Origin of the sequence: Klebsiella sp. 28 (assembly GCF_018223905.1) — a bacterium.
Taxonomy (GTDB): domain Bacteria; phylum Pseudomonadota; class Gammaproteobacteria; order Enterobacterales; family Enterobacteriaceae; genus Klebsiella; species Klebsiella pneumoniae.
The window spans coordinates 65,326-90,616 of sequence record NZ_JAGRQY010000057.1 but is presented as its reverse complement, the minus strand read 5'-3'; the positions used below and the strand labels follow the sequence as shown (position 1 = coordinate 90,616).

At 56.7% G+C, this 25,291-nt stretch carries 20 protein-coding genes; 12 read left to right on the top strand and 8 right to left on the bottom strand.

From position 1 onward, the window contains the following. The first annotated feature begins 78 nt into the window (after window positions 1-78). The 6 genes from dnaB (at window position 79) to KHQ28_RS10580 (ending at window position 5,786) form a co-directional block, all read left to right on the top strand. A complete protein-coding gene (gene dnaB, locus KHQ28_RS10605) occupies window positions 79-1,494 on the top strand; it encodes a replicative DNA helicase (RefSeq protein WP_002884942.1) in 1,416 nt (471 codons plus the stop codon). Window positions 1,495-1,525: 31 nt separating this feature from the next. Then, window positions 1,526-2,605 carry an alanine racemase gene (alr, locus tag KHQ28_RS10600; protein ID WP_032418203.1) on the top strand — a complete coding sequence of 360 codons (1,080 nt, stop codon included), beginning with the start codon at window positions 1,526-1,528 and terminating at the stop codon, window positions 2,603-2,605. A gap of 176 nt (window positions 2,606-2,781) precedes the next feature. Then, a complete protein-coding gene (gene tyrB, locus KHQ28_RS10595; protein ID WP_009485000.1) occupies window positions 2,782-3,975 on the top strand; it encodes an aromatic amino acid transaminase in 1,194 nt (397 codons plus the stop codon). Between the two features lie 190 nt (window positions 3,976-4,165). Beyond that, entirely contained in the window at window positions 4,166-4,879 is a 714-nt protein-coding gene (gene aphA, locus KHQ28_RS10590; RefSeq protein WP_004151745.1) for an acid phosphatase AphA, read from the top strand. 130 nt (window positions 4,880-5,009) lie between these two features. Then, window positions 5,010-5,426, top strand: a complete 417-nt coding sequence (locus KHQ28_RS10585; protein WP_002884951.1) for a secondary thiamine-phosphate synthase enzyme YjbQ — start codon at window positions 5,010-5,012, stop codon at window positions 5,424-5,426. A gap of 3 nt (window positions 5,427-5,429) precedes the next feature. Then, on the top strand, window positions 5,430-5,786 hold the full coding sequence (locus KHQ28_RS10580) for an MmcQ/YjbR family DNA-binding protein (RefSeq protein WP_002884953.1): 357 nt from the start codon (window positions 5,430-5,432) through the stop codon (window positions 5,784-5,786). On the opposite strand, the gene uvrA is transcribed toward KHQ28_RS10580, so the two are convergent. Beyond that, a complete protein-coding gene (gene uvrA, locus KHQ28_RS10575) occupies window positions 5,787-8,612 on the bottom strand; it encodes an excinuclease ABC subunit UvrA (protein ID WP_004146620.1) in 2,826 nt (941 codons plus the stop codon). It lies immediately after the preceding gene. Window positions 8,613-8,863: 251 nt separating this feature from the next. Between uvrA and ssb1 the strand changes: the two genes are divergently transcribed. Further along, window positions 8,864-9,388, top strand: coding sequence for a single-stranded DNA-binding protein SSB1 (gene ssb1 / locus KHQ28_RS10570; RefSeq protein WP_004151744.1), 525 nt, complete (start codon window positions 8,864-8,866; stop codon window positions 9,386-9,388). A 124-nt stretch (window positions 9,389-9,512) separates the two neighbouring features. Here ssb1 and KHQ28_RS10565 read toward each other — a convergent pair whose 3' ends face one another. Further along, on the bottom strand, window positions 9,513-11,093 hold the full coding sequence (locus KHQ28_RS10565; protein WP_032418202.1) for a lytic transglycosylase F: 1,581 nt from the start codon (window positions 11,091-11,093) through the stop codon (window positions 9,513-9,515). 586 nt (window positions 11,094-11,679) lie between these two features. On the opposite strand from KHQ28_RS10565, the gene KHQ28_RS10560 reads away from it, so the two are divergent. Then, the gene (locus KHQ28_RS10560) at window positions 11,680-13,938 is read left to right on the top strand and encodes a TonB-dependent siderophore receptor (protein WP_032418201.1); all 2,259 of its coding nucleotides are present in this window, start codon (window positions 11,680-11,682) and stop codon (window positions 13,936-13,938) included. Between the two features lie 263 nt (window positions 13,939-14,201). On the opposite strand, the gene KHQ28_RS10555 is transcribed toward KHQ28_RS10560, so the two are convergent. The 3 genes from KHQ28_RS10555 to KHQ28_RS10545 all read right to left on the bottom strand — a co-directional run bounded on the left by KHQ28_RS10555 (window position 14,202) and on the right by KHQ28_RS10545 (window position 16,968). Continuing rightward, entirely contained in the window at window positions 14,202-14,570 is a 369-nt protein-coding gene (locus tag KHQ28_RS10555; RefSeq protein ID WP_004177844.1) for a helix-turn-helix transcriptional regulator, read from the bottom strand. 33 nt (window positions 14,571-14,603) lie between these two features. After that, the gene (locus KHQ28_RS10550; RefSeq protein ID WP_032418200.1) at window positions 14,604-16,364 is read right to left on the bottom strand and encodes a tannase/feruloyl esterase family alpha/beta hydrolase; all 1,761 of its coding nucleotides are present in this window, start codon (window positions 16,362-16,364) and stop codon (window positions 14,604-14,606) included. A 373-nt stretch (window positions 16,365-16,737) separates the two neighbouring features. Beyond that, on the bottom strand, window positions 16,738-16,968 hold the full coding sequence (locus KHQ28_RS10545) for a hypothetical protein (RefSeq protein ID WP_032418199.1): 231 nt from the start codon (window positions 16,966-16,968) through the stop codon (window positions 16,738-16,740). A gap of 21 nt (window positions 16,969-16,989) precedes the next feature. On the opposite strand from KHQ28_RS10545, the gene bamA reads away from it, so the two are divergent. Together bamA and iraM are read left to right on the top strand one after the other, a co-directional pair. Then, window positions 16,990-19,413, top strand: coding sequence for an outer membrane protein assembly factor BamA (bamA, locus tag KHQ28_RS10540; protein ID WP_004146635.1), 2,424 nt, complete (start codon window positions 16,990-16,992; stop codon window positions 19,411-19,413). A gap of 551 nt (window positions 19,414-19,964) precedes the next feature. Next, entirely contained in the window at window positions 19,965-20,318 is a 354-nt protein-coding gene (gene iraM / locus KHQ28_RS10535; protein WP_002885039.1) for an anti-adapter protein IraM, read from the top strand. A 38-nt stretch (window positions 20,319-20,356) separates the two neighbouring features. Here the strand turns inward: iraM and KHQ28_RS10530 are convergent, their stop codons facing one another. The 3 genes from KHQ28_RS10530 to KHQ28_RS10520 are packed head-to-tail and all read right to left on the bottom strand — an operon-like array spanning window position 20,357 to window position 22,909. Beyond that, complete coding sequence (locus KHQ28_RS10530) at window positions 20,357-21,118, bottom strand: inositol monophosphatase (protein WP_032418198.1); 762 nt, start codon at window positions 21,116-21,118, stop codon at window positions 20,357-20,359. Window positions 21,119-21,128: 10 nt separating this feature from the next. Then, the gene (locus KHQ28_RS10525) at window positions 21,129-22,142 is read right to left on the bottom strand and encodes a LacI family DNA-binding transcriptional regulator (protein ID WP_032418197.1); all 1,014 of its coding nucleotides are present in this window, start codon (window positions 22,140-22,142) and stop codon (window positions 21,129-21,131) included. Next, window positions 22,139-22,909, bottom strand: a complete 771-nt coding sequence (locus KHQ28_RS10520) for an MBL fold metallo-hydrolase (RefSeq protein WP_004186510.1) — start codon at window positions 22,907-22,909, stop codon at window positions 22,139-22,141. The genes KHQ28_RS10525 and KHQ28_RS10520 overlap by 4 nt, the downstream gene beginning before the upstream one ends. Before the next feature lie 163 nt (window positions 22,910-23,072). On the opposite strand from KHQ28_RS10520, the gene KHQ28_RS10515 reads away from it, so the two are divergent. Further along, complete coding sequence (locus KHQ28_RS10515) at window positions 23,073-24,104, top strand: ABC transporter ATP-binding protein (RefSeq protein ID WP_004177837.1); 1,032 nt, start codon at window positions 23,073-23,075, stop codon at window positions 24,102-24,104. A 29-nt stretch (window positions 24,105-24,133) separates the two neighbouring features. Next, on the top strand, window positions 24,134-25,273 hold the full coding sequence (locus KHQ28_RS10510; RefSeq protein ID WP_004177835.1) for an extracellular solute-binding protein: 1,140 nt from the start codon (window positions 24,134-24,136) through the stop codon (window positions 25,271-25,273). Window positions 25,274-25,291 lie beyond the last annotated feature (18 nt).

The window sequence follows — 25,291 nt, the reverse complement described above, 5'->3', positions numbered from 1 at the left end:
GCTTAATGGGTTCTTTAGCGGCAATGGCTTTCTCGCTATACTGTCACGCTCTTTTCCGGATCGGTGAAATGTTAGGCTATGGCAGGAAATAAACCCTTCAACAAACCACAGACAGAAACCCGCGAACGCGATCCGCAGCTCGCCGGGCTGAAAGTCCCGCCGCACTCGATTGAAGCGGAGCAGTCGGTGTTGGGCGGTTTAATGCTGGATAACGAGCGCTGGGACGACGTCGCCGAACGCGTCGTTGCCGACGACTTTTATACCCGTCCGCACCGTCATATTTTTACCGAGATGGCGCGCCTGCAAGAGTCCGGCAGTCCGATTGACCTGATTACCCTCGCCGAGTCGCTGGAGCGTCAAGGGCAACTGGACAGCGTGGGCGGCTTCGCCTATCTGGCCGAACTGTCCAAAAACACGCCCAGCGCGGCTAACATCAGCGCCTATGCCGACATCGTGCGCGAACGCGCGGTGGTGCGCGAAATGATTTCGGTGGCCAACGAGATCGCCGAAGCCGGCTTCGACCCGCAGGGGCGAACCAGCGAAGATCTGCTCGACCTCGCCGAATCCCGGGTTTTCAAAATCGCCGAAAGCCGGGCCAACAAAGACGAAGGGCCGAAGAACATCGCCGATGTCCTCGATGCCACCGTCGCCCGTATCGAACAGCTGTTCCAGCAGCCCCATGACGGCGTCACCGGGGTCAATACCGGCTACGACGACCTCAACAAAAAGACCGCCGGCCTGCAGCCGTCGGATCTGATTATCGTCGCCGCCCGTCCATCGATGGGTAAAACGACCTTCGCGATGAACCTCGTGGAAAACGCGGCGATGCTGCAGGACAAACCGGTATTAATCTTCAGTCTCGAGATGCCCTCGGAACAGATCATGATGCGTTCTCTGGCCTCGCTGTCGCGCGTCGATCAGACCCGCATTCGTACCGGTCAACTGGACGACGAAGACTGGGCGCGGATCTCCGGCACCATGGGCATCCTGCTGGAAAAGCGCAATATCTATATCGATGACTCCTCCGGCCTGACGCCGACGGAGGTGCGCTCCCGCGCGCGGCGTATCGCCCGCGAGCACGGCGGCATCGGACTGATTATGATCGACTACCTGCAGCTGATGCGCGTGCCGTCGCTCTCCGACAACCGTACCCTTGAGATTGCCGAAATCTCCCGCTCGCTGAAGGCGCTGGCGAAAGAGCTGCAGGTGCCGGTGGTGGCGCTGTCGCAGCTTAACCGCTCGCTGGAGCAGCGCGCCGATAAGCGCCCGGTCAACTCCGACCTGCGTGAGTCCGGCTCTATCGAACAGGATGCCGACTTAATCATGTTCATTTACCGTGATGAGGTCTATCACGAGAACAGCGATCTTAAAGGCATCGCGGAAATTATCATTGGTAAACAACGTAACGGCCCGATCGGCACCGTGCGACTGACCTTTAACGGCCAGTGGTCGCGTTTCGATAATTATGCCGGTCCTCAGTATGATGATGAGTAATCCTTCCGCCTTCTTTTATTAAGGAATTCAAATGCAAGCGGCAACTGTAGTTATCAACCGCCGCGCTCTGCGACACAACCTGCAACGTCTGCGTGAACTGGCGCCCGCCAGCAAACTGGTTGCGGTAGTGAAAGCGAACGCCTACGGACACGGTCTTCTCGAGACCGCGCGAACGCTGACCGACGCCGACGCCTTTGGCGTCGCCCGCCTGGAAGAGGCGCTGCGCCTGCGAGCGGGGGGCATCGCCCAGCCGATCCTCCTGCTGGAAGGCTTTTTTGCTGCGGAAGACCTGGCGGTGATCGCCGCCCAGCGCCTGCATACGGCGGTGCATAGCCCCGAACAGCTGGCGGCGCTGGAGCAAGCCGATCTCCCCGAGCCGGTGACCGTGTGGATGAAGCTGGATACCGGCATGCATCGCTTAGGGGTGCGCCCGGAGGAAGCCGAGGCGTTTTATCAGCGTCTGAGCCAGTGTAAAAACGTCCGCCAGCCGGTGAACGTGGTGAGCCACTTCGCGCGCGCCGATGAGCCGACCTGCGGCGCCACCGAACGCCAGCTGGACATCTTCACCACCTTTACCGAAGGCAAACCGGGGCTGCGCTCTATCGCCGCCTCGGGCGGCATTCTGCTGTGGCCGCAATCGCATTACGACTGGGTGCGCCCCGGAATTATCCTGTATGGCGTGTCGCCGCTGGACGATCGCTCCACCGGGAAAGATTTCGGCTGCCAGCCGGTGATGACCCTGACGTCCAGCCTGATTGCGGTGCGCGAGCATAAAGCAGGGGAGCCCGTCGGCTACGGCGGCACCTGGATCAGCCAACGCGATACCCGTCTCGGCGTGGTGGCGATGGGCTATGGCGACGGTTATCCGCGTGCGGCACCGTCGGGCACGCCGGTGCTGGTCAATGGCCGGGAAGTGCCGATTGTCGGCCGGGTGGCGATGGATATGATCTGCGTTGACCTCGGACCGCAGGCCCAGGATAAGGCCGGCGATGCGGTAGTGCTGTGGGGAGAGGGGCTCCCGGTAGAGCGCATCGCCGAGATAACGAAAGTGAGTGCTTACGAACTTATTACGCGACTGACCTCCCGCGTCGCCATGAAATACTTCGACTAAGCCTCTGGCGTACCGGATAGCACAGAGGCTGATCCGGTACGCACCAGGCCTGCGGCGCTCAAAAAAGCGGTTTATACCGCTGCGCGGTCACTTTCCCCTCAACATCCTCTCGACCTGCCGTCATATCCGGTTTATTGTGTAAGAACCTGCCCCATGTAAACCTGGAGATACATCGCGTGTTTCAAAAAGTTGACGCCTACGCCGGCGACCCTATTCTTTCTCTGATGGAACGCTTCAAAGAAGACCCGCGAAGCGACAAAGTCAACCTGAGTATCGGGCTGTACTACAACGATGACGGCATTATCCCGCAGCTGCAGGCGGTGGCGGAAGCGGAAGCACGCCTGAACGCCGAGCCGCATGGCGCCTCGCTGTATCTGCCTATGGAAGGGTTGAGCGGCTACCGTCAGGCGATTGCGCCGCTGCTGTTTGGCGCAGAGCATACCGCGCTTAAGCAAAATCGCATTGCCTCTATTCAGACGGTCGGCGGTTCGGGCGCGCTGAAGGTCGGGGCCGACTTCCTCAAACGTTACTTTCCTGAGTCTCATGTCTGGGTCAGCGATCCGACCTGGGAAAACCACATCGCCATTTTTGAAGGGGCTGGCTTCGAAGTAAGTACTTACCCCTGGTTTGATAAAGCCACCAACGGCGTGCGCTTTGAGGACCTGCTGGCGACGCTGCAAACGCTGCCGGCCCGCGATATTGTGCTGCTGCACCCTTGCTGCCACAACCCGACCGGCGCCGACCTGACGCCAGCCCAGTGGGACCGCGTGGTTGAGGTATTGAAAGCGCGTCAGCTGATCCCCTTCCTCGACATCGCCTACCAAGGCTTTGGCGGGGGGCTGGAAGAGGATGCCTACGCTATTCGCGCCATCGCCAGCGCCGGGATGCCGATGCTGGTCAGCAACTCGTTCTCCAAAATTTTCTCGCTGTACGGGGAGCGCGTCGGCGGTCTGTCCGTGGTCTGTGAAGACAGCGAAACCGCGGGCCGCGTGCTGGGGCAGCTGAAGGCCACCGTGCGCCGCAACTACTCCAGCCCGCCGAGCTTTGGCGCGCAGGTGGTGGCGACGGTGCTGAACGATGCCGGGCTGAAAGCCACGTGGCAGGCGGAAGTGGACGCCATGCGCGCGCACATCCTGACCATGCGCCAGGCGCTGGTCGACGCGCTGCAGCAGGTTGCCCCGGGCAGCAAAGTGGATTACCTGCTCAAGCAGCGCGGGATGTTCAGCTATACCGGATTTAGCGCGGCGCAGGTGGATCGTCTGCGCGACGAGTTTGGCGTCTACCTGATTGCCAGCGGACGCATGTGCGTGGCGGGGTTAAACTCACGTAATGTTCAGCAGGTAGCGAAAGCTTTTGCCGCGGTAATGTAAGCCGCTCTCCAGCAGGTTGTCTCTGCCGGTCAACGGGCAGGGGCAACCCCCTCGGATGTGATCATCCTCTTTTTCTATGACATCTGCGCGAAAAAGGCTTTTCATCCATGCCGCCGGCGGGTAAGGTCGGGACGTTGATAAGCATGCACATTATTGAAAACAATAATGATTGATAGATTTAGGGATAAATATGCGCAAACTTACTCTCGCCCTTGCGGCGGCTTCTCTCCTGTTCACGCTGAACAGCGCCGTTGTGGCGCGCGCCTCCACGCCGCAGCCGCTGTGGGTCGGCACCAACGTGGCCCAGCTGGCCGAGCAGGCGCCGATCCACTGGGTTTCGGTGGCGCAAATTGAGAACAGCCTGCTGGGACGGCCGCCGATGGCCGTCGGCTTTGATATCGATGACACCGTCCTCTTCTCCAGTCCGGGTTTCTGGCGCGGGCAAAAAACCTTCTCTCCCGGCAGCGAGGATTACCTGAAAAACCCGCAGTTCTGGGAAAAAATGAACAATGGCTGGGATGAATTCAGCATGCCGAAAGAGGTGGCGCGCCAGCTGATTGCGATGCATGTGAAGCGCGGGGACAGCATCTGGTTCGTCACCGGCCGCAGCCAGACCAAAACCGAAACCGTTTCTAAAACCCTGCAGGATGATTTTCTCATCCCGGCCGCCAATATGAATCCGGTGATTTTCGCTGGCGATAAGCCTGGCCAAAACACCAAGACCCAGTGGCTGCAGGCGAAGCAGATAAAGGTTTTCTACGGCGATTCGGATAACGATATCACCGCCGCCCGCGAAGCGGGCGCCCGTGGCATCCGCGTGCTGCGGGCCGCCAACTCCTCCTATAAGCCGTTGCCGATGGCTGGCGCGCTGGGCGAGGAAGTAATCGTCAATTCCGAATACTGATGACCGCCTGAACGCGATAAACGGCAGCGACGGCGCTGCCGTTTTTTTATGCAAAATCAGGGGTGGAAGGTTTTACCTTTTCACGTATTGCTGCACACTTAGAAGGATTCATTCGCAAAAGGAGTCAATGATGTGGTATCAGCAAACCCTGACGCTTGGGCCAAAATCCCGCGGTTTTCATCTGGTCACTGACGAAATCCTTGGCCAGATCCGCGGGCTGTCCGGGGTGAAGGTTGGCCTGCTGCACCTCCTGCTCCAGCATACTTCCGCTTCCCTGACGCTCAACGAAAACTGCGATCCCACCGTCCGCTATGACATGGAGCAGTATTTTCTCAACGCCGTACCGGACAATGCGCCGTATGAACATGACTATGAAGGCCCTGACGATATGCCGTCGCACATCAAATCATCGATGCTTGGCGTGTCGCTAATGCTGCCGGTCGAGGACGGACGCGTCAGGCTGGGAACCTGGCAGGGCATCTGGCTGGGGGAGCATCGGATACACGGCGGTTCGCGGCGCATCGTTGCGACGCTCATGGGGGAATAAAAGATGACAATTTCGGAGTTATTACAGTACTGCATGGCGAAACCGGGAGCAGAGCAGAGCGTCCACAGCGACTGGAAAGCCACGCAGATTAAGGTCTCAGACGTGCTGTTTGCCATGGTGAAGGAGGTTGAGGACCAGCGGCCGGCGGTCGCGCTGAAGGCGAGTCCGGAGCTGGCTGAGCTGCTGCGTCAGCAGCATCGCGATGTCCGGCCCAGCCAGCATCTCAATAAAGCGCACTGGAGCACCGTCTATCTGGATGGCTCGCTGCCGGATTCGCAAATCTACTACCTGGTCGATGCGTCTTATCAGCAGGCGGTGAAAATGCTGCCGGAGCCGGTCCGGCAGCAGCTTACCCGCTAATTATTTCAGCATGGGCTTGAGGAAGCGCGCGGTGTGCGAGGCTTCGCACTCGGCGACGGTTTCCGGCGTACCGGAGACCAGGATTTCGCCGCCGCCGCTGCCGCCTTCCGGGCCGAGATCGACAATCCAGTCGGCAGTTTTAATCACATCGAGGTTGTGCTCAATCACCACGATGGTATTGCCCTGATCGCGCAGCTGGTGCAGCACTTCCAGCAACTGCTGGATATCGGCGAAGTGCAGACCGGTGGTCGGCTCATCGAGGATATACAGCGTCTGGCCGGTACCGCGCTTGGACAGCTCGCGCGCCAGCTTCACGCGCTGCGCCTCGCCGCCGGACAGGGTCGTCGCCGACTGGCCAAGGCGGATATAGGTCAGGCCGACGTCCATCAGGGTTTGCAGCTTACGCGCCAGTGCCGGCACGGCATCAAAGAATTCACGCGCCTCTTCAATGGTCATATCCAGCACTTCGTGGATGGTCTTACCCTTGTACTTAATCTCCAGCGTTTCGCGGTTATAGCGTTTGCCTTTGCACTGGTCGCACGGCACGTAGATATCCGGCAGGAAGTGCATCTCAACCTTAATGACGCCGTCACCCTGGCAGGCTTCGCAGCGCCCACCGCGAACGTTAAAGCTAAAGCGCCCCGGCGTATAGCCGCGTGAGCGAGACTCCGGTACGCCGGCGAACAGCTCGCGCACCGGGGTAAACACCCCGGTATAGGTTGCCGGGTTGGAGCGCGGCGTCCGGCCGATCGGGCTCTGGTCGATATCGATCACTTTATCGAAATGTTCCAGCCCCTGGATATCGCGATACGGCGCTGGTTCGGCGATGGTCGCGCCGTTGAGCTGGCGCTGGGCAATCGGGAACAGGGTATCGTTGATCAGCGTGGATTTACCCGAGCCGGAGACGCCGGTGATGCAGGTAAACAGGCCCACTGGCAGGGTGAGCGTTACATCCTTCAGGTTGTTGCCGCGCGCGCCGGTCAGTTTGAGGACTTTCTCCGGGTTGGCGGGCACGCGCTGTTTCGGCACTTCAATTTTGCGTTTACCGCTCATGAACTGGCCGGTCAGGGATTCCGGGACCGCCATAATGGCCTCCAGCGGCCCTTCCGCTACTACCTGGCCGCCGTGAACGCCAGCGCCGGGACCGATATCGATCACATGGTCGGCGGCGCGAATGGCGTCTTCGTCGTGCTCAACGACGATCACCGTGTTACCTAAATTACGCAGGTGGATCAGGGTGCCGAGCAGGCGTTCGTTATCGCGCTGGTGCAGGCCGATAGAGGGTTCATCCAGCACGTACATCACGCCAACCAGCCCGGCGCCAATCTGGCTTGCCAGACGGATACGCTGGGCTTCGCCGCCGGAGAGCGTTTCCGCCGAGCGGGAGAGCGTCAGGTAGTTGAGGCCGACGTTGACGAGGAATTTCAGACGATCGCCAATCTCTTTCAGCACTTTTTCGGCGATTTTCGCCCGCTGGCCGGAGAGCTTCAGATTGTTGAAGAAATCCATCGCATGGCCGATGCTCATATCGGAGATGGTCGGCAGCGGGGTGTTTTCCACAAACACGTGGCGCGCCTCGCGACGCAGACGCGTGCCGTCGCAGCTGGCGCACGGACGGTTGCTGATGAACTTCGCCAGCTCTTCGCGCACCGCGCTGGATTCCGTCTCTTTGTAACGGCGCTCCATGTTATGCAGCACGCCTTCGAACGGATGGCGGCGCACCGAGGTATCCCCGCGGTCGTTCATGTATTTGAATTCAATACTTTCTTTACCTGAACCGTACAGCACCACTTTCTGCACGTTGGCGCTGAGGGTGCCCCATGGCGCTTCGACGTCGAATTTATAGTGCTCCGCCAGCGACTTCAGCATCTGGAAGTAGTAGAAGTTACGCCGATCCCAGCCGCGGATGGCGCCGCCCGCCAGCGACAGCTCGGGATTTTGCACCACGCGATCGGGATCGAAATATTGCTGCACGCCGAGGCCGTCGCAGGTCGGGCAGGCGCCCGCCGGGTTGTTAAAGGAGAACAGACGCGGCTCCAGCTCGCGCATGCTGTAGCCGCAGATCGGGCAGGCGAAGTTGGCGGAAAACAGCAGTTCTTCCGCTTTCTCATCATCCATATTAGCCACAATGGCGGTCCCGCCGGAGAGCTCCAGCGCGGTTTCAAACGACTCGGCCAGGCGCTGCGCCAGATCGTCGCGCACCTTGAAGCGGTCGATGACTACCTCAATGGTGTGCTTCTTCTGCAGCTCCAGCTTCGGCGGATCCGACAGATCGCAGACCTCGCCGTCGATCCGCGCGCGGATGTAGCCCTGACTGGCGAGGTTTTCCAGGGTTTTAGTGTGCTCGCCTTTGCGCTCTTTAATAATGGGCGCCAGCAGCATCAGGCGCAGGCCTTCCGGCTGGGCGAGGACATTATCGACCATCTGACTGACGGTTTGCGCCGCCAGCGGCACGTCGTGATCCGGACAGCGCGGTTCGCCGACGCGGGCGTACAGCAGACGCAGATAGTCGTGAATTTCGGTAATAGTACCCACCGTCGAGCGGGGGTTGTGAGAGGTTGATTTCTGTTCGATGGAAATCGCCGGCGACAGCCCTTCGATATGGTCGACGTCCGGCTTCTCCATCAGCGACAGGAACTGTCGCGCATAGGCGGAGAGCGATTCGACGTAGCGACGCTGGCCTTCGGCATACAGGGTGTCGAAAGCGAGTGAAGATTTGCCAGACCCGGAAAGCCCGGTGACGACAATGAGTTTGTCGCGCGGGATAACGAGGTTGATGTTTTTGAGATTATGGGTGCGGGCGCCCCGAACTTCGATCTTATCCATTCACCTTTCCCGGTAGGTAGATACACGGATTGCCTGGTTTGCTTGAAGGACAAACGGCAGAAACGGCTAATTATGACACAATTTAACCTGAATGAATATACAGTATCGGAATGCAAATTCGGGTCGAGTGTGCAACAATGCCGTAGCCGGGTACTATCTCTGGAATCAGCCTCGCAGCTATTAAAATGCTACGTGGAAATGGTACACTCGCGCGTTTACACTATTAAGAAACGTATTCAGGAGACACGAACATGGCCAGCAGAGGCGTAAACAAGGTGATTCTCGTCGGTAATCTGGGGCAGGACCCGGAAGTACGCTACATGCCAAGTGGCGGCGCTGTCGCCAACTTCACGCTGGCAACTTCCGAATCCTGGCGTGACAAGCAGACCGGCGAAATGAAAGAGCAGACCGAGTGGCACCGCGTTGTGCTGTTCGGCAAACTGGCGGAAGTCGCTGGTGAGTATCTGCGTAAAGGCTCTCAGGTGTACATTGAAGGCCAGCTGCGTACCCGCAAGTGGACCGATCAATCCGGTCAGGACAAATACACCACCGAAGTGGTGGTGAACGTGGGCGGCACCATGCAGATGCTGGGCGGCCGTCAGGGCGGCGGCGCACCGGCAGGCGGCGGCCAGCAGCAGGGCGGTTGGGGTCAGCCGCAGCAGCCGCAGGGAGGCAACCAGTTCAGCGGCGGCGCGCAGTCCCGTCCGCAGCAGCAGGCCCCGGCAGCGCCTTCCAACGAACCGCCGATGGACTTCGACGACGACATCCCGTTCTAAGGCTTGCCTTAGGCGCACTGTCTACGCAGTCGAAAACAGAAAGCCCCGGTTTCGCCGGGGCTTTTTCTTTGTTATTCCTGCTCCGTCATTTCAGGATGAGATTTGACCAGCGGTGACGGGCGATTCAGATGACGGGCACCTGAGCGGTGGCGGCTGTCGCCATGCTGGGCTGCGGTTTGACTGGCTGCGCCACCGGCTCCTGCCGCGGTACGGCCGTCGCTTTCTGTTTGCGGGCCATGTCATCGACGATCAGCCGATAGGCGATGTAATACTTATAGATATTGCTGACGTAGGTTACCGTCTCGGCGCCAATTTTTTCTGCCGCCATATTTTCGACGTTACCGAACCAGACGTTCGGGTCAAATCCTCGCTGTTTAGTCATGGTGCGCAGGCGGGCGATACGCGCCGGACCCGCGTTATAGGAGGCAAAGGTAAACAGCGCTTTATCGAGCCGGGTCATGGGCTCATCGGCATAGTACCGATCCATCATCCAGCGCATGTATTTCACGCCGGCATGGATATTGGGATCCAGCTGTTTAATATCGCCCACCTTCAGCTCTTTTCCAGTGCTGGGCATCACCTGCATAACGCCGATGGCGCCGACGTGGCTCCGTACCGACTGATTCAGCCGCGACTCCTGGTATCCCTGGGCCGCCATCAGCAGCCAGTCGACGTCGTAACGATCGCCGTACTTGCGGAAGACATCTACCATCGCGAGGAATTTGCGTCGTTCCTTACTCGCCGCGGCATTTTTGACATATTTAGCATTTTTCAGGTAACGCAGCAGGAGAGTATTGCCCAGCGTGGTGCCCTGACGATTCTTTTTGACGAAGTTGTTCAGTACCGCCAGCAGCTGCGGGCTGTCTTTGCGTACCGCCCAGGCAATGTCGCCGCCGTCGCGCAGCACCACATTGTCATGGACCTGAATTTTTGGAAACACCTGTTTCCAGAACAACGCTTTATGCTGATCGACGACGATCAGCGGAATCAGCCCGGCGTTGAGCATTTCCAGCAGATCTTCATCCTCCAGCGCTTCCGGCGCCGCCTCCAGTATCACCGGTGGGCGCGACTCACCGGCAAATCGGGCGTTCAGCGCTTGCAGGCTGTCGTAATAGCTGGAGGAGCGGCGAACAAAGACGGTTTGACCAGAGAGTTGCTCCAGGCTGTCGACCTTCGGTGAAGCCGGGCCGGAGATCAGTAATTCTTTCACGTTGCTGTAGAGCGGCTGGGCGAAATCGACCTGTGCTTCCCGCGAGGGCGTGATAGTCAGATTGGCAGCCGCAATATCGCCTTTACCTTCATTAAGCGCGATAAAGAGATTGTCCCGACTGACCGGCACAAAAACGATATGCAGCTTCAGGTGGCGCTGTTTGAGCTTTTTATCCTTCGCTAGCTGTTTATTCAGCTCGTTTTCCAGCGCGATAAAAATGTCGTGCGTCGCCCCGCGCTGGGTGCCTTTATCAATAAAAAAGAAGGTCTTGCTGTAGGTGGTTAATACCCGAATGGTACGACGGTCGATCATGTCAGGCAAATCGCCTCTCCATGGCCGTAGCATATCGTCGATATGAATCGATAGCGTGTTGTCTTCGGCTGCTGCCGGCGGCGCTTTTTCCGCCTCTACTGCCGGCAGCAGAGGAGCGAATAACAGTGTCGCGAGGCAGGTGAGCCAGGCGATAAACAGACGTGATAGCGAGTAGGCGTTCATGGAGGAATACTCCGCAGGGGATGTGATTATTTTAGCAGAACGGCCGCCGTTAGCTGGGAACGACAAGGGCGTAAAAAACATAACAATGCCGACAAATAGTTTTCTCCCATTTTATCGCTTACTATTAATGTGTTTTTATCTTTAATTTAACTATGGAGATAATATGGCGAAAATGTGTGTTTTTAATGATAAATAGAAAATAATGATGATGTTTTTATTTTATTTCTCCCCATCTGTTTTGTTGTAACCTTTTGATTGTTAGTATTTATTTTATTTTTCTCCGATATTGATTATTATCATCTTGATAATGAATCTCATTTTTATTACCGTAACACGGCACATTACTCTAATGACACGCTGTCTGGATTACGCTATCAAAGAATAGCGCGCAGCGCTTTTTCTCTAATGATGAAACAGGGCACTTAATTTTATTATGCCTCACGCTTTTTTTTATTCCCATTAATGCCGGGAAGGCGCTGACCTGCGCCAAAATCTGGCGACGCGCTGAGGCAAGTATTTTATCCCATTGTTTTTTCAATTGGGGAAGGCGTTATGCCCGACAGCAACAGAAAACAGGGCATATTCTATGAAATACACGTCTCACTTCCCGCTGGGGATCGTCATTCCTCTGCTCGCCTGTAGCGTGCCGTTGCAGGCGGCAGAGAACATGACCGAACAATCGACGCCTGACGAGAGCGCCGCCACTGCCGAAAATCACGAGGAGACGATGGTCATAACCGCCGCCAGGCAGAACCTGCAGGCGCCGGGCGTGTCGACCATCACCGCAGAAGAGATCCGCAAACATCCCCCCGCCCGCGATGTGTCGGAGTTAATTCGTACGCAGCCCGGGGTAAACCTGACCGGCAACTCTACCAGCGGGCAGCGCGGCAACAACCGGCAAATTGATATCCGTGGCATGGGGCCCGAGAATACGCTGGTGCTGGTCGATGGTAAACCGGTGACCAGCCGTAACTCGGTGCGGTATGGCTGGCGCGGCGATCGTGACTCCCGCGGCGATACCAGTTGGGTGCCAGCGGAGATGATCGATCATATCGATGTGATCCGCGGCCCGGCGGCGGCGCGCTATGGTAATGGCGCGATGGGCGGGGTCGTCAACATCGTGACCAAACCGACCACGCGAGAATGGCACGGTTCGTGGAATACCTATATGAATGCTCCGCAGCACCGTAAAGAAGGGGCGACGAAACGTACTAACTTTAGCCTCAATGGTCCGCTGTCGGACAGTGTCAGCTTCAATCTCTGGGGTAATCTGAGTAAAACCCAGGCCGATGCACAGGATATTAACGCCGGGCATGAAGCGGAACGTACCGGTTCCTACGCCGGTTCTTATCCCGCCGGACGTGAAGGGGTGGTGAACAAAGATATTCACAGTAAGCTGCGCTGGGAGTTTGCCCCGATGCAGGCCCTGGAGTTTGAGGCCGGTTACAGCCGCCAGGATAATCTCTATGCCGGCGACACACAAAACACCAATACCAGTACGCTGGTGAAGAGTATGTACGGGAAAGAGACCAACCGTCTCTTCCGGCAAACTTACGGCGTAACATGGACCGGCGGCTGGGATAATGGCGTGACCAGCAACAGCTATGCCCAGTACGAACACACCCGTAACTCGCGAATGGATGAAGGGCTGGCGGGCGGTACGGAAGGGATCTTCTCCAGTAGCGAGTTTTCAGATATCGATCTGGCCGATGTCCTGCTACATAGTGAAGTGAATATTCCGTTTACGCTGGGGGTCGATCAGAATCTGACGCTGGGGGCAGAATGGAATCAGCAGCGGATGAAAGATGGCGTATCGACAACCCAGGCGCTCTCTTATGGCACTATCGATGGCGTATCGGCTACCGGTCGTAGCCCGTACTCCAGCGCCGAGATCTTCTCGCTGTTTACCGAAGATAATATGGCGCTAACGGACAGCACCATGCTGACACCCGCTCTGCGCTTCGATCATCACAGCATCGTCGGCAATAACTGGAGCCCCTCACTGAACCTGTCCCAAGAGCTGACGGACGACTGGACGCTGAAGCTGGGCATTGCCCGCGCTTACAAGGCGCCTAACCTCTACCAATTGAACCCGAACTATATTCTCTACAGCAACGGTCAAGGCTGTTACGCCAGTAGTTCCGCCTGCTATCTGATGGGGAATAGCGATCTGAAAGCGGAGACCAGCGTTAATAAAGAGATTGGTCTTGAGTACAAGCATGATGGCTATCAGGCGGGGATCACCTGGTTCCGTAACGACTATCACAATAAGATTGAGTCAGGGTATGCGGCGGTGGGTACCGCCAGCAACGGCACCACCAATATCTATCAGTGGGAAAACGTACCAAAGGCGTTAGTGGAAGGCCTGGAAGGAACGCTGAATCTGCCGGTGGGGGAGGCGGTTAACTGGAGCAATAACCTGACCTGGATGCTGCAGAGCAAGAATAAGACGACCGGCGACCGACTGTCAGTGATCCCGCAGTTTACCCTGAACTCGACTTTGAGCTGGCAGGTTCGTGAAGATCTCTCCCTGCAGAGCACCTTTACCTGGTATGGTCGACAGAAACCAAAACGCTTTAATTATAAGGGCGAGGCGGTCAGCGGCAGCGAACTAAACGAAGTCAGCCCATACAGCATTGTCGGCCTCAGTGCGACCTGGGATGTGAACAAAAATCTGAGCTTCACCAGCGGGATAGATAACCTGTTTGATATCCGCCACTACCGGGCAGGGAATGCGCAAACGACCGGCAACGCGACGACGGGAGCTTATCTGTATGGCGCGGGTGCCGAGACCTATAACGAGTCGGGGCGGACCTTCTTTATGAGCGTTAATACTCATTTCTGATGATCCTGATGAGGAGTAAACCGGGTTCAACGCGACCCGGTTTTTTTATTTCAGATGACAGCGGAGGAGGCGGTTATAAATCGTGACAAAATCTTCACGCCCTCTACATTATTAGCTCAACATATCCTTTTATACTGATTTCCGTCGCGCAAGGTCGTTGATCCCGACCGGGTTCGATAATAGCATCCTGCTATTTCCCTTCTGTAATATCCCCTGTCCCCCTTCCATTCCCAACCGCAGCGATGCGGAGGAGGGGGACTTCCTTATTTTTGCCGCGTGATCTGATAGCGATACTGAGTGGGCGTGAGCGCATGATATTTTTTGAAGGTACGATTAAACGCACTGAGATCGTCATAACCGACCATCATACAAATATCGACGATTCGGTAACCAGGCGTCGTCAGCAATAAACGGCGACACAGCGACATGCGCTGCTGGCGGATATATTCCATTGGCGAACGGTCAAAATAATGACGGAAGAGCCGAAACAAATGCCAGGGGGAATAACCAGAGATATCGCTCAGATCGTCGACGGTCAGTTTCTTATCCAGATTATTATCGATCCACAAGAGCAGGTCGCTTAATACCGATTGCTGGAGCGTTTTGCTACGCATAATTGCGGCCAATCCCATAACGCAGGGCTCCTCAATGAGGAGCCCAGGGGTTTATTGAACAGTGAGTATGCCGTGGCGAACCTGATAATTTTTTTGATTATCAGGGCCAATATAGTCGCTGGCGGGTTTTGCCAGCTGCAGATGACCAAAGGCGGTAGTTTGCTCTGCATGATAATTTTCGCCGTCATTCACGTCGCCGCGCCCGTTATAACGGGCAATGGCCGGGAAGGGATACACCGGACGAGTCGCGATAACCGCTGGAGCGGCGTCAGCGTAAGGCTGACTGACTTTCTGCACGCCGTGAAACTGCGTTTGCGCATCTGGTTTTTCTGTCATCGGCGGCAGGTCGGCAGCGGCTGTTGCCCGTTTGCCGGCCATGATCTCCTGCGGCGCGATACCTTCCTCGGTCCAGCGCATCAGCGGAGTAAGGAGATCAATTTGATCGTAACCTTCGCCATTACCGCAATGGGCTACCCCAGGCAGCAGGAATAACCGCAGGAAGGTATCCGTTGCGGCATGGCCCATCTCTGCTTCTACGCCGCGATAATAGGCGATAGAAAAGGCCGGACTGACGGAGTCATCGGCCAGACCGTGCCAGAGGATAAGCTTGCCGCCGCGCTGTTGATAGGCATGAAGATTGGTATTTGCCGCGTTATAGAGCGGCGCCAGTTGGGCGACGGCGTCAAAATTCTGCTGGTTAAGCGGGAAATCCCGCATCGATTGGATCTTCTGTTTTTCTCCTGGCAGGAGCACTGATTGCAGAGCCGGTAGTACCATCATTTCCGACATTGAGTGGCCGGTCGGCGTCTCGGGCACCGGCCAGCGTAGCTCGGAACCCAGCGGCAGACCGCCCGCGACGAACTGGGCGCCGTGGCTGTCGTAAGCGCCGCGGTAGAGCTTTTTCACCACCTCGATCTCTTCCTGCGTCAGGCAGGTAGAACGATCCCGAGCATCGGCAGGACAGCGGGGGAGCCATGACTCAGAGAACTGACAGGCATACGGATTTTGCAGGACACCATCCTGCACGCCGGAAAGCGTCGGGCAGTGAGCCAGCACGGCCTGGTGAATCAGAGGAAGGCGATTTTTCAGCAGGATAGCGGTACCGTCCGGGCGCTGATTGGCGGCCACATTCCAGCCGTGGAAGAAGGAGTTCTGAAACTGGAAAAAGGCCGCTGGCGCGCCAGCGCTGATACCGTCAAAATCCTGCGGAAAGCGCTGCGCTTCCATCAATGCTTCGCGACCGCCGTCTGAGCAGCCCATAAAGTAGGCATACTTTGGCGGCTGGCGGTAAAGCGTCTGCATCACCGCTTTGGCCAGCACGGCGGTCAGGTGGTTGGCGCGCCAGGCAAAATCGATGCGCTTTTGCGGATCTTCGGCCCATGACGCATCCATCATACTGCCATGGTGCCCCATATCGGTTGCTGCCACCACAAACTCGCCGTTCATTGCCGGCAGGCAGCCGCTGGCATTCGACAGACTCAGGTTAATACTCCCGCACAGTCCGCCACAGCCGACCTGCAAAAAACGTTGACTCCAGCGTTGGGTCGGCAGGGCAATCTGCACGCCAATCTCAGGGGCGATAGTGGCGCTCACCTTGCACCAGCTTCCCTGCGCGGAGGTCTGCATTTCAGTGTGATTGATAGTGACTTTTGCGCCAACGGCTGCGCTGAAGTCGGTAGTGCTTAGCGCATCGCATGTCAGCGCGGGAAGAACGATCGGCAGACTGGCGACAGCCTGCGTGGGTGAAGCGAACGATAACCCGAAGAGGGCGCAGAGGATGATGGGCAAGATTGTCTTGAGTAAGCGTGTCATACGCAGTTCCCTGTGGCTGATGATGGGAGGCGGCAGGATGGCGAAACCTATGCCTCACCTTCCCTGGCGAGGCGCCACTGCTTGGCTATTGTAGATAACGATAGACTTTCCTTGATGCCTTGATAAGGCGACCCTACTGTATTCTGCTATTTTGAGGAAAATATGGAGATGTTTGCCAACGGCGTCTGGCGGTGAATTCGGGGTAGAATGTTGTGATATCAGTTGCATAATTTATTCAATTTCTCTTCATTAAATCTGCTGGGTTGCAGGTTATTTTTCTCCCTGTTCCTGGTGATCCCAGAGAGCATCATTCCTAACGAGATCCTTCCCCCTTTCCATTAATAAGAAAGGGGGCTTTTTATTAATAAAACGTTCAGGCAAATCTAAATATAGTACTGGTGTTGGCCATTAGAACCATGCGCTTCAGAAAAAGTTCCATCATTAAATATATTTTTAAAGATGCTTTAACATCCATTTTTTCTCCATTTTGTCGCCATAATTGCATGTAATTCTGCGCCTCGCTCAGGTTATTTTCTGTCGCATATTTTACAGATGCATCCTGAACAAATAAGTTCAACGCCAGCAGGACACTGCTATTGCTCATTATCTCGTAGACGACACATTCATGTTAAAAAAGACTCATATCATCAGCGGATTATTGATCGCCCCTTTAACGTTATATGCCGCAACATCATATCAAGTTGATGATATCCGTTTTGAAGGGCTACAGCGCGTGACCGTCGGGGCGGCGCTATTAAGTATGCCATTGCACGCGGGAGATGCGGTAACGCCAGAAGATGTCAGCGAGGCAGTGCGCGCGCTGTATGCGAGCGGCAATTTCGAAAATGTGCAGATCCTGCGCGATGGGAAAACGCTGGTGGTGCAGGTTAAGGAACGGCCCACTATTGCCAGCGTCAGTTTTTCCGGGAATAAGGCAGTGAAGGATGATGCGCTAAAGGAAAATCTCACCGCGTCCGGTATTTCTGCAGGTAGCGCACTGGACAGAAATTCGCTTAGCGAAATAGAAAAGGGGTTGCAGGATTTCTATTACAGCGCGGGGAAATACAGTGCGCAGGTTCACGCGGTGGTGACCCCGTTACCGCGTAATCGCGTTGACTTAACGTTCGTCTTTCAGGAAGGCATCTCGGCGAAAATCGCACAAATAAACATTATCGGTAATCAGGCGTTTCGGGAAGAGACGCTCCTGGACCAGCTTCAGCTACGTGATAATGTGCCGTGGTGGAACGTGGTAGCCGATAAAAAATACCAGAAGCAGAAGCTGGAAGCCGATCTGGAAACGCTGCGCAGTTTTTATCTCGATCGCGGCTATGCGCGCTTTGCTATCGAGTCCACGCAGGTCAGTATGACGCCAGATAAAAAATCCCTGTATATCACTATCGCCCTCAATGAAGGCGAACGTTATCGGGTCGACCGAACTCAGGTGACAGGCGATCTGGCTCAGCATGGGCCGGAGATCGAGGCGCTTGCCCAGCCGCTGGCGGGGGCATGGTATAGCGGGGCGCAAGTCACCACGGTTGAAAATGAGATCAAAAAGCATTTTGGTAAGTATGGTTATGCCTGGCCGCAGGTGACGTCCACGCCGGAAATCGATGATGCGCATCACCGCGTGGTGCTGCATATTCAGGTCAACGCGGGCCGCCGCTACTCGGTACGCCAGATCCGCTTTTCCGGTAACGACACCTCCCGGGACGCGGTGCTGCGTCGTGAAATGCGCCAAATGGAAGGGGCGTGGCTCAACAACGAAAAAGTCGATCAAGGGAAGGTACGTCTTGATCGAACGGGTTTTTTTGAGAACGTTGAACAGCAGATCGTTCCGGTCAATGGAACGGCGGATCAGGTCGATGTGGTCTACAAGGTGAAGGAGCGCAACACCGGCTCATTCAATGTGGGCCTGGGATTTGGTACGGACAGCGGCGTGAGCTATCAGCTTGGCGTGACGCAGGATAACTGGCTGGGAACGGGTAATAGCGTTAGCTTCAACGGGACGCGCAACAGCTACCAGTCTTATCTTGAACTGGGGGCGACGAACCCGTGGTTTACCGTAGATGGCATCAGCCTGGGCGGAAAGATTTTTTATAACAGCTATGATGCTTCTGATGCGGATGCCGGGAGCTATAACCAGCAGAGCTATGGTTTAGGTAGTACGCTAGGGTTTCCCATTAGCGAAAATAACTCCCTGAACCTGGGACTGGATTATGTCCATAATCGCCTGACCAATATGGATCCGGAGCTGACGACCTGGCGCTACCTCAGCTCTCGGGGAATCGAGCCCAGCGTGGTGACGAAAGATGGCGACAGCGGCGCAAAATATAGCGCCAACGATTATTTTGTAAGTCTTGGATGGGGCTACAACGATCTCGATCGCGGCTTCTTCCCGCGTGCGGGAAACAAGAGCAGCCTGAGCGGTAAAGTGACGCTCCCCGGTTCGGATAATAGCTACTACAAACTCTCTTTTGACACCGCCCAGTATCTGCCGCTGAGCGAGAACAAGCGCTGGGTCTGGATGGAACGCCTGCGCGCAGGCTATGCCGGCGGGTTAGACGGCAAAAGTGTGCCGTTCTACGATAACTTTTACGCTGGCGGTTCGTCGTCAGTGCGCGGATTTTCTTCTAACACCATTGGGCCTAAAGCGGCCTATTACCGCTGTAACGGTAGCGAAAGCAGCTATAGCGCCTGCCCGCTGGACGCCTCGTCTGATGCGGTCGGCGGGAATGCCATGGCGGTGCTGAACAGCGAATTTATCATTCCAACCCCCTTTGTGAATGATAAGTACGCCGATAGCTTGCGAACCTCGCTGTTTGTTGACGCGGGGACGGTCTGGAGCACATCTTGGCACAACACCGCGCAGACGCTGGCGGCAGGGATCCCTGATTACGGCGATCCGAGTCATATTCGTCTCTCCGCGGGGATTGCCGTGCAGTGGATGTCTCCCCTCGGTCCACTGGTCTTCTCCTGGGCAGAGCCGTTTAAAAAGTACGATGGTGATAAAGCAGAACAGTTTCAGTTTAATATTGGCAAAACCTGGTAGGGCTCCAACGGGGCCTGATAGACCGGCGTGGCTATATTCTGTGGACTGTCCTCCGACATAGCGATTGAGCAGAATATACTCAACCGCTATGTCGATATTATCGCTAAGGAATGCGATCTGGCGGGACACCCGCGACATTTACCCGAGCGCGGTCTGAGGGCCTCGCGGACCTGGTGGCGTACGACGAGGTAACCACGCAATAAATAGCTGCCTGCTATGGTCCTCTCTTCTTGCCAAACCGCGGGTAATACTCAGTGCTGCATCATCTAATACCAATGGCTGAGGCCTCATCCAGAGGGACTAAGACGTATTGTCAATTAAGTTTATATTATCTTATTTTTTATTATATTTTCTTTTTTAAGGTTAATTTGGCTGTTTTTCATCAGGCCTAACCATAAATTTAGAGAGGGAAATGAAACGTTACTAATAATGGAGTATGTTGTTAGGAATTGTCTTAAATCACATAATTGTCAGGGGCGCTTGCGATTTATAACAATGAATGCTATCACTATATATTGTAATAATTTGTAGCATCTTTATAAGGAAGGAATATGAAATGGACTATTCTTAATACCCTGATCTGCCCGCAATCTGGTATCGCCTTCTCGGCTATATCCAGTCTGCGTTTCTTGAAATTTATCATGTGGTACGAGGCTGATGTAATCCTGTTGCCCGGTGAGTCGATAAGACTCTATTCCTCGAGAGTTTTAATTAATGACCAGTATCATTCATTAAAAATCTATAATATTACGGTGTACGACGAGGCGCAGTGGGAAAAATTACGTGAGCGACCATCGTGCCCTTACCATGCCGGTGGCGAGCGGTCTGACTCCTGTTTTTACCAGTCCTTTTGCACGATTAAGCGTTGCCCGAATAATATTCCCCGCAGTGAACCCTGGCGTTAGCCAGTCCACGCCGCCGGTCAGACACCGGCGGCGTGACGTCATTTCGCCAGCAGGGCGGCCAGTCGAGGCTGGACGCTTGCGCAGCCGGCCAGCACGAGGTTGCCTCGCCGCAGGCCCGCATTGGCGAGAAACGCATTGCACGTTCCGCCCGCCTCCTCAATCAATAGCATGCCTGCCAGCGCATCCCAGCTGTTCATATGCGCTTCATAATAGGCGTGGAGCTGACCGGCGGCGACATGCGCCAGCATCAGGGCGCCCGCGCCAAAACGGCGATACTCCAGACCGGCGTCGAGCAGCGTGTCGATGGCCCGGGCGTAGTCGCTGGCCGGGGCCCGGCTGGAGCGCCCCATGCCGATCACCACCGCATCGGGCTCCGGCTCGCGTAGCGTCAGGCGCCGACCGTTGAGATACGCGCCTTCGCCGCGGGCGGCGAAGAAAAATTCATCGCGATCGGGGGCGTAAATGATGCCGAGCGACAGCTCGCCCTGGCACACTCGCGCCAGTGAGATGCACCAGTAATCCATGCCGAGGATAAAGTTGGTGGTCCCATCGACAGGATCCAGCACCCAGACGGTATGGTCGTCGCCTTCAAAACCGCTCTCCTCGCCGAGGAAACCCTCCTCGGGAAAGTGGGCCTGCAGCCAGCCTTTAATCTCTTGTTCTACCGCGAGATCCGCCTGCGACACAAAGTCCTGGCGCGCTTTTTTATCGACCTGTAATCCCGCATCGCGCAGCGCCTGGGCGTGGGCGCCTGCCTGGCGAATCAAGGTGCATAATGACTCTCGTTGTGCTTCCGTCATAGTCCTGCTCTCAGATAACAAAGGGCGACGTGCGCCGGTGAATTAAGGTTACCTCCACCCAGGTGGTGCGTGAAGGTTGCGAAGGGTCGGCGGCGCGCTCCAGAAGCCGGGCGAGCGCCTGGCGGGCGATCGCCGCCACATCCTGATGTAGCGTGGTGAGCTGATAGCTATATTGCGCGGTCGTCGGCGTGTTATCAAAACCAATCAGCTGAAAATCCGCCGGAGCCTCTCTGCCGCGCTGGCGCATTCCATCGAGAAAGCCACAGGCAAGCTGGGCGTTGGCGCAAAAGATCCCCTCCAGCGCCTCGTCGGCGAGCGCCGCAGCCTGTAACCCGCCCGCGTAACCTTCTTGCTGACAGGCGAGGATCGCCAGGTGGCGTTCGACGTCCACTCCGCGCCTTTGCAGCGCCCGGCCGAACGCTTCCCCGCGCATGCGGCCGGCCCAGGTGGAAGGATGGTGGTTGAGCCAGCCAAAGCGCTGACAGCCGCTGCGCAGCAGCTGGTCGGCGGCCAGTTCGGCGCCGGCGGCGTTGTCAGAACAAACGTAATCCACGCCGGGGATCGTCGGCTGACGATTAATGCCCACGACCGGAATATGCTGCTGGACGCACTCGTTCACCAGCGCCTCCGGCGGCTGGCCGGAGGTGACGATAACGCCGGAGACGCGAAACTGAGCGAAACGGCGCAAGGTCTGCGCCAGATCCTGCTCGCTGTGGATCTCGCTCACCAGCGCCTGAAAGCCCTGGCGCTGGATCTCGTTAAGCAGCGCATCAAGCAGGGTACTGCGAAAAGGATCGCTGATGCGCGAGACGATCACGCCGATTAAGTGGCTGCGCTGGCGGTTCAGCCCCTGGGCGAGGAAGTTAACCTGATACCCCAGCTCTTCGGCGGCGCGCAGTACCCGCGCCCGGGCGTCGGGAGAGATGCTGCCGTTGTTGCTCAACGCCCGGGACACCACTGCCCGGGAGACGCCCGCTCGCCGGGCAACATCCTGGGCGGTGACGCTGGGTTTGCGTGGGTTCATAGGAGGTACGTCTCGTCAGTGGGCGTGGGACGCGGCAGCGTTAAGGTGAGTCCATCCCGGGAAACGAATAAGCCCGGCCACGGCTGACAGGCCTGCTTTAGCGCCGACAGAGAAGCATCCTCGCAGTGATAGAGCCCCATCGCCGGGAGCTGCAGCGTTCTGAACAGCATCAGGCAGGAGGGGAAATCGCCATGCGAGGCGTCATCGTCCAGGGCTGCTACCGAGGCGCACTCCTGAAACGCCAGCTCGGCGCCGGCCATCAGGGCTATCGAGTCGGCGGTCGGTCGGCCATCGCCGCTGTAAAACAGCGTCTGCCCGGCAATGGTGATGCGGATGGCGCGATTACTCAGCTCATGCTGGGTGGGGGCAGTGCGGATCTGCCAGTCCTGCCACGTCCAGGCTTCGCGGCATTCCTGCCAGTCGATGGTGAAACCAAGGTCCGCCTGCGGCCAGTTCGCCAGCGCGGCCAGCTGCATGAGCACCGGCTGCTGCGCCGGCTGGCAGTAGATAATGACTGGCTTCTGACGGGAATAACTTTTCCAGTGGTTCAGTAGCGCCGTCAGGCCGGTGCAGTGGTCCGGGTGAACGTGGGTGAAGTAGATCGCGTCGATATCGTTTACCTCGCCGCCGCGCTGCCAGAGCGCGCGGGGAACGGTGGGGCCGCAGTCGATTAACCACTGTTTGTTGTCCGCATCGATCACCCGCAGCGCGGAGGTATTTTGCGTGCAGGAAAAGGCGCTCCCGCAGCCAAGCACATCTATTTTCATTTACCCTCGCCAAAATTTTTTGCCGCTTAATTAAATTGTCATAAATACCCGACAAAGTAGGCTCACATCATGTCGAGTCAACGTTGCATTTTTTTTACAGCCAAATGAACACGTGTTCACCTTGCTAAAAAAAATGCCGCAACAGCGCTTTCAGGTAGCGAATATGAGTTATTTACAGATCTCCGGCCTTAAAATTAGTTATGGCGATAAGGTGGTTTTACATAATATCGATCTGGCGGTAGAGCAGGGAGAGATGATTGCTCTACTGGGCCCGTCGGGATGCGGAAAAACCACGCTGCTGAACGCCCTCTGCGGCTTTATTCCGGTGCAAAGCGGCGAGGTGGCTATTGCCAGCCGAACGATCACTCATCTTGCGCCGGAGCAGCGCAATATCACCATGGTATTTCAAAGCTACGCCCTGTGGCCGCACCTGACGGTAGCGCGCAATATCGGCTATGGCCTGAAGCTGCGCAAATGGCGCGGGGCGGATATCGCGCGGCGGGTGGCGGAGCTGCTGCGAATAGTCAATCTCGAAGGGCTTGGCGAGGTGAAAGTGACCGAACTGTCGGGCGGCCAGCGGCAGCGGGTGGCGCTGGCGAGAGCCCTGGCCATAGAGCCCCAGGTGCTGGTGTTGGATGAGCCGTTATCTAATCTGGATGCCAAAGTGCGCCTGAATGTGCGCCATGAAATTAAATCTCTGCAAAAGAGACTGGGGTTCACGTCATTAATTGTCACCCACGATCAGCAGGAAGCCTTAGTGATGGCGGACCGCATTGCGGTATTAAATCAGGGGCGTATTGAACAAACCGGCACGCCGGAAGAAATATATCAACGCCCCGCGACGCCCTTCGTCGCTGATTTTATGGGGGCCGATAATAAAATAATTTCCGGTGAATTATCCGCTGCCGCAATATCCGGTTTATCTGCCGCTCAGCAGGGTGACAACGTTATTTATTTTCGCAGCGCCGATGCCGCGCTCGCTGAATTAACGCAGCCTGCGCCGCAGGAGGGGCTGGCTCTGGAAGGCGTGGTGGAGCAAAGCGCGTTTCTGGGCAATCTGTATCGTCACAGCGTGCGCTGCCATGACCGCCTGCTGCTGGCGGATGCCGCGCAGTGCTGGCCGACAAAAAGCCGCGTTCGGCTCCATGTGCCAACGCCGGCCCTGCATATTTTTCCTTTACCACTATCACAGTGATATCAGCGTGTTCATTCTGGGGACAATCCATGTTGACTAAGACGAAAGCAGCGATCGTAACGACCCTCTTCCTGAGCCTTGGCGCACAGGCCGACACCATTCTCAACGTCGCTACCGCGGGCGATCAGAATATGGTGGATTATGTAAAAACCTGGCTGGGGCCAAAATTTGAAGCCGCTCATCCCGGCGTCAAGGTGCGGGTGATCGGTACCGGCCCCGGCGACGCCGGGTCGAATAAAATTAGCGAGAAGCTAACGGCCCAGCAGGAGAGCGGCGCGCAGCAGTGGGATATCGACGTCGCGGTAGTGCACCAGAAGGCGGGCGGTGAGCAGGTGGCAAAGGGATTGCTGCAAAAATACCGTCAGGATATTCAGACCGGCGGCATGGTGAGTTCGCCGAGCGCCACCCAGGCGCTGGGCGTTAACGTTGACGGATACGTGATGCCGATGTTCTTAAGCCAGACCGCTATCGCCTGGAACAGCGATCTGGTCACTACCCCGCCGGCGTCGTATGACGAGCTGGTGGCCTGGACGCAGAAACACCCGCAGGCTTTTGGCTATAACGGCATCAAGAACGGCATGTCCGGCGTCAGCTTTGTGGTGGGCTGGATCTACGCCTACGGGACCGACGCCCAGCGTCTCTCCGCCGGGCCCTATGATAAAAGCGTCGAAAAAGGCTGGCAGCAGGCCTATGAGAAGCTAAAGGCGTTCAATAAAAACGTAACTTTCACCCCGGGCAACGCCGGGACGCTCGATATGCTGAGCCGGGGGGAAATCGCCATGGGCCCGGTGTGGGTCGATATGTTCTATAGCTGGAAAGATCAGGGCAAGCTGCCGCCGTCGATCAAGCTTGCTTTACTGGCGCCGGGCATGCCGGGCCAGCCGATGTATTACGTCATCCCGGCGAAGGCGGCGAATCCGCAGCTGGCGCGCGACTTTATCGCGCTGGCCACCAGCCCGGAAGTGCAGGCGCAGGGGATCGTCAAGCAGTTCAACTGGTATCCGGGCATCGACGCCGGGCAGGTGAAGCCGAAGCTGGATGCGGCGACCTGGCAAAAGCTGTTTGCCGAAATCTCGCCGGAAGCGCTGGCGAAGTATGGCAAAAGCTTCCCGATCGCCCCCTACTTTGACGATATCAAAGAGGGTTACGAAAGCCAGGTGGCTAATTAAACCTTTTTCCAGCCCGGG